Source organism: Wolbachia endosymbiont of Drosophila leontia, from assembly GCF_028981785.1.
Taxonomy (GTDB): Bacteria; Pseudomonadota; Alphaproteobacteria; order Rickettsiales; family Anaplasmataceae; genus Wolbachia; species Wolbachia pipientis.
In genome coordinates, this window is sequence record NZ_JAPQLK010000049.1 from 1 (window position 1) to 4692 (window position 4692).

Here is a 4692-nt window from a genome sequence, read left to right on the forward strand (position 1 = left end):
CCAGTATTGGTCTAATTTTTTCAAATTGTTCTTTACTTATATCTCTTGGATAGCTTTTTTGCATAGATATACCTCTTTCTTAACTATGCTTATTTTACCTCATATTTTCGAGATCCTTAACAGGTTCTAACATTTATTGATTAATTTATTGTTAAGTTAGTATATATTACAATTGTAATAACCAACATTACTTGTGTAGAGAAAAGTTACGAAAAGAAATAGAGATTTTCAGGGAAATAGTATAAAATCCTCATAGATTAAAATAAGCTGCTTTGACAGGTTTTGTGGCAGCTAGAGCTGTATAGACTGGTGGAGGCAAGCGGGATCGAACCGCTGACCTTCTGCGTGCAAAACAGATGCTCTACCAGCTGAGCTATACCCCCAGGTAATTCTTGCTTAAAGCATAAATCACTCAGGCTGAAATGCAAGAAATATTTATCTATTAGGCTATTGCTAAATAGTGTACAAATTCCGCAGGGTGTACACACTTCTCTATTTTTTTGTCTCCTTAGCGTTATACGTCACACCATCCAAATAAATCTGTGAACTGAAAATTAACAAGAGGTTTTCCTTTGGAAATTTTTTTAAATTGTTCATAGATTTTTTAACTAAATTATCACTAACGCAGTATATTATATAATTTATTTAACCACACATGAAAATTTTAGTTTGATTAAAACGGATAAAAACTGTATTGATGTTTAGTATAGCTGAAAAATGAAATGATCCCGTAGCTCAGCCGGTAGAGCAACTGACTTTTAATCAGTGGGTCACGCGTTCGAATCGCGTCGGGATCACTCACAAATTTTGAAAAACATGCTAAAAGAACAAGACAAAATATTCACCAACCTAAATGGTAAAGGAACTCCACTACTTGAGGGTGCAAAAAAACGTGGTAGCTGGCAAAAAACAAAGGAATTACTGGATTTAGGATCAGAAAAGATCATTGATGAAGTAAAGAAATCTGGTTTGAGAGGTCGAGGGGGTGCAGGATTTTCCACCGGCCTTAAGTGGAGCTTTATGCCCAAAAATCTCCCAAAAGCATATTTAGTAGTCAATGCAGATGAGTCAGAACCTGGTACATGTAAAGATAGAGATATATTGCGATATGAGCCACATAAGTTACTTGAGGGAATTCTCCTGGCCGGCAAAGCGATCAGCGCATCAGTTGCGTATATTTATATCAGGGGTGAATTTTATAATGAATATTTAGTTCTAAAAAAAGCACTTGAGGAAGCCTATAAAGAAGGTTTAATTGGAAAAAATGCCTGCAAATCAGGTTATGATCTTGATGTGTTTATCCATAGGGGCGCAGGAGCTTACATATGTGGGGAAGAAACAGCTCAACTCGAATCAATTGAAGGAAAAAAGGGCTTTCCTCGCATGAAGCCTCCATTTCCCGCAGGTGTTGGACTTTTTGGCTGCCCAACCACAATAAACAACGTTGAAACTATAGCCATGGTTCCAGATATTCTAAATCGCGGAGGAGAATGGTTTACATCTCTTGGTAAACCAAATGATACTGGTACCAAGGTCTTTTGTATTTCAGGACATGTAAACAACCCGTGTAATGTTGAAGAAGAGCTCGGAATTCCATTACGTGAATTAATTGAAAAATACGCAGGTGGAGTGCGAGGAGGTTGGGATAATTTACTTGCTGTAATACCTGGTGGGTCTTCAGTGCCATTAATTCCAAAATCTATATGCGATACTATTGAAATGGATTTTGATTCATTAAGAACTGCACAATCAGGGCTTGGTACTGCTGCTGTAATAGTGATGGATAAATCAACTGATATAATAGCTGCAATAGAGAGGTTATCACACTTTTATATGCATGAGTCCTGTGGACAATGCACACCATGCCGTGAAGGTACTGGATGGATGTGGAGGATTATGAAGAGGATGGTGGCAGGAGATATTAAACCTGATGAAATAGATAAGCTGCTTGACCTTACAACTCAAATAGAAGGACATACAATTTGCGCGCTTGGCGATGCTGCAGCTTGGCCGATTCAAGGATTAATAAGACATTTTCGCCATGTTATCAAAGAGAGAGCGATAATTTAACTTTACTTATACTTCTTAAGCCGTTTTGCTACTTAGCAGCCAGAGCTAAAAAATATTGATTCCCTTCTCTTTTAGGTGCCAATTCTACCTTTGCGATATCTTCAGTGTCTCGAATTAGCCGTTCTAATTTTTCCAGTCCAACTTCAGTGTTTATAAGCTCTCTCCCTCTAAATCTCATTGTGACTTTAATTTTATGTCCGTGGACAAGTAAGTCTCTTGCTTGACGCAATTTTGTTTCGTAGTCGTGATCACCAATATTAGGACCCAGTTTAATTTCTTTTATAGTTAATGTTTTTTGTTTCTTTTTTGCTTCACTTGCTTTCTTTTTTATATCATACTTTTGCTTGCTATAATCCAGAATTTTACATACTGGAGGGGTTGAATCAGGTGCAATTTCCACCAAGTCTAAACCAACACCCTGTGCAAATTCCAAAGCTCGTTCTATTGGCACGATTCCGACCATTTCACCACTATGATCAACTAAGCGTACCTCCTTAGCTGTGATAAATCCATTAATTCTGTTTTTATTGTTCTTTTTAACTTGCAAACTTTAACTCCCTTAATTCAAATTAATACTTTTTAACAGCGATTCATTAGCCTTTTCCAAAAAAAAAGACTCCTGTCTTCCCGATCCTAAATTTCTTACTGACACAGTTTTACTTGTAACTTCATTTTTGCCTACAATCCACAATATAGGAACCTTGTTTGAACTATGCAAACGTATCTTATAACTAATTTTTTCATTGGTCAAATCAGTCTTGACTCTCACACCTTGTTCTTTTAGAATATTGCTAATTTCTGTGGCGTAACCGTCAGCCTCATTTGTAATGGTCAGAATAGCAAGTTGCGTTGGAGCAAGCCAAACTGGAAATTTTCCTGCATAATTTTCTATCAAAATTCCAATAAAACGCTCAAAAGTTCCAAGAATTGCCCTATGTAACATGACAGGGTGATGCTTTTGTCCATCTGCTCCTATATAAAAAGCTCCCAGACGTTCTGGTAAAATGAAATCAACTTGTAATGTTCCACATTGCCAGCTTCTGCCTATTGCATCTTTCAAGACAAACTCTAACTTTGGACCATAAAATGCACCTTCACCAGGGTTAAGTTTATAACTCAAGCCTGCTTCTTTAACGGCTTCAAGCAGCGCTTTTTCAGCTCTATCCCACACTTCATCATTACCTGCTCTAATATCTGGACGGTCTGAAAATTTCACAGAAATTTCATTAAATCCAAGCTCTGAATATACTTCTTTTAAAAGGTCACAAAACTTTATAGTCTCAGAATTCACTTGTTCTTCCATACAAAAAATGTGTGCATCGTCTTGCGTAAAACCACGCACTCGCATCAGTCCGTGCAATGATCCTGAGCTTTCATTTCTATGGCATGTGCCAAACTCTGCCATACGTATTGGTAAATCACGGTAGCTCCTGGTGTGAGAATTAAAAATCTGCACATGACAAGGACAATTCATGGGTTTTATTGCTAACTTTTTATTCTCAGATTCGTCAACAATAAACATATTTTCACGAAACTTATCCCAATGTCCAGATCTTTCCCACAGCTCTTTACTTACTAAAATAGGAGTCTTTACCTCAAAATAGCCATTATTTATTAGCTTCTTTCTGATGTAAGACTCAAGAACATTATATAGAATATATCCTTGTTCATGCCAAAAAACCTGCCCAACAGCTTCCTCTTGGATGTGAAATAAATCCATATCCTTGGCAATTTTGCGGTGATCACGTTTCTCTGCTTCTTTGAGACACTCAAGATAAGCGTTTAATTCATCCTTATTTCTCCATGCTGTGCCATATATTCGCTGCAACATTGGGCCCTTTGCATCACCTCGCCAGTATGCACCCGCTACTTTCATAAGTTTAAACGCTTTAACTCTGCCGGTTGATGGTGAGTGCGGACCACGGCATAGGTCAACAAAATCACCTTGCCTATAAACAGTTAGGTTTTCACCCTCTGGTATGGATGAGATAATATCAACCTTATATTTTTCGCCTATACCACTAAAGAAATCAACTGACTGCTTGCGAGTCCAAACTTCTCGAACAAATCTGTGGTTACTTTTTACAATCTCCTTCATTTTCTTTTCTATTGCGGTAAGATCGTCCGTAGTGAAGGTACGACCTGTAGCAAAATCATAGTAAAAACCGTCCTGAATTGTTGGGCCGATAGTAATCTGAGTATTAGGAAATAGCTCTTTCACTGCCTGTGCCATTATGTGAGCAGCATCATGCCTTATTATATCTAAACCCGCTTCGTCACTCAGTTGTATCACCTCTATCTCTGCATCAGCTTCAATTTCACGTGAGAGATCATGCAACTCACCATTTACCTTAAAGGCAATTGCTTCTTTCAAAACATCCGGTTGTAATATATCAAAGCCAGTAACTTTACCACTGTATTCTTTTACTTTTTGTTCGGCTGAAAAAGTAATCCTAATCATTTATCGACCCTTTTGTCTAACCCTCTCTTTGTCATCCCAGTGCGTGACACTGGGATGGCTTTGTTGCATAGCAACTGAAAAAATCTGGTGGCTACTGACAAAATTCATTATAAAATAGCCATTTAACCTTGAAAGAAAAAATATGCCACAAAAAATGAGGG

General features: G+C 37.6%; 3 protein-coding genes and 2 tRNA genes. 2 read left to right on the forward strand and 3 right to left on the reverse strand.

Annotation, left to right across the window (positions count from 1 at the left end):
* Positions 1 to 307 precede the first annotated feature (307 nt).
* A tRNA-Ala gene (locus OZD63_RS01520) sits at positions 308 to 383 on the reverse strand.
* Between the two features lie 341 nt (positions 384 to 724).
* On the opposite strand from OZD63_RS01520, the gene OZD63_RS01525 reads away from it, so the two are divergent.
* Together OZD63_RS01525 and nuoF are read left to right on the forward strand one after the other, a co-directional pair.
* Positions 725 to 797: transfer RNA gene (locus OZD63_RS01525), tRNA-Lys, on the forward strand.
* Between the two features lie 19 nt (positions 798 to 816).
* Positions 817 to 2070: an NADH-quinone oxidoreductase subunit NuoF gene (gene nuoF / locus OZD63_RS01530; RefSeq protein ID WP_274979922.1), complete on the forward strand. Its 1254-nt coding sequence runs from the start codon at positions 817 to 819 to the stop codon at positions 2068 to 2070.
* 28 nt (positions 2071 to 2098) lie between these two features.
* Here the strand turns inward: nuoF and infC are convergent, their stop codons facing one another.
* Together infC and thrS are read right to left on the reverse strand one after the other, a co-directional pair.
* Positions 2099 to 2617, reverse strand: coding sequence for a translation initiation factor IF-3 (gene infC / locus OZD63_RS01535; protein WP_274979921.1), 519 nt, complete (start codon positions 2615 to 2617; stop codon positions 2099 to 2101).
* A gap of 12 nt (positions 2618 to 2629) precedes the next feature.
* The gene (gene thrS / locus OZD63_RS01540; protein ID WP_275007938.1) at positions 2630 to 4531 is read right to left on the reverse strand and encodes a threonine--tRNA ligase; all 1902 of its coding nucleotides are present in this window, start codon (positions 4529 to 4531) and stop codon (positions 2630 to 2632) included.
* Positions 4532 to 4692 lie beyond the last annotated feature (161 nt).

What these genes read in the sequence shown, in the direction of transcription:
- nuoF (WP_274979922.1), top strand. Translation starts at nt 817, where the DNA reads ATGCTAAAAGAACAAGACAAAATATTCACCAACCTAAATGGTAAAGGA.
- thrS (WP_275007938.1), bottom strand. Translation starts at nt 4,531, where the DNA reads ATGATTAGGATTACTTTTTCAGCCGAACAAAAAGTAAAAGAATACAGT.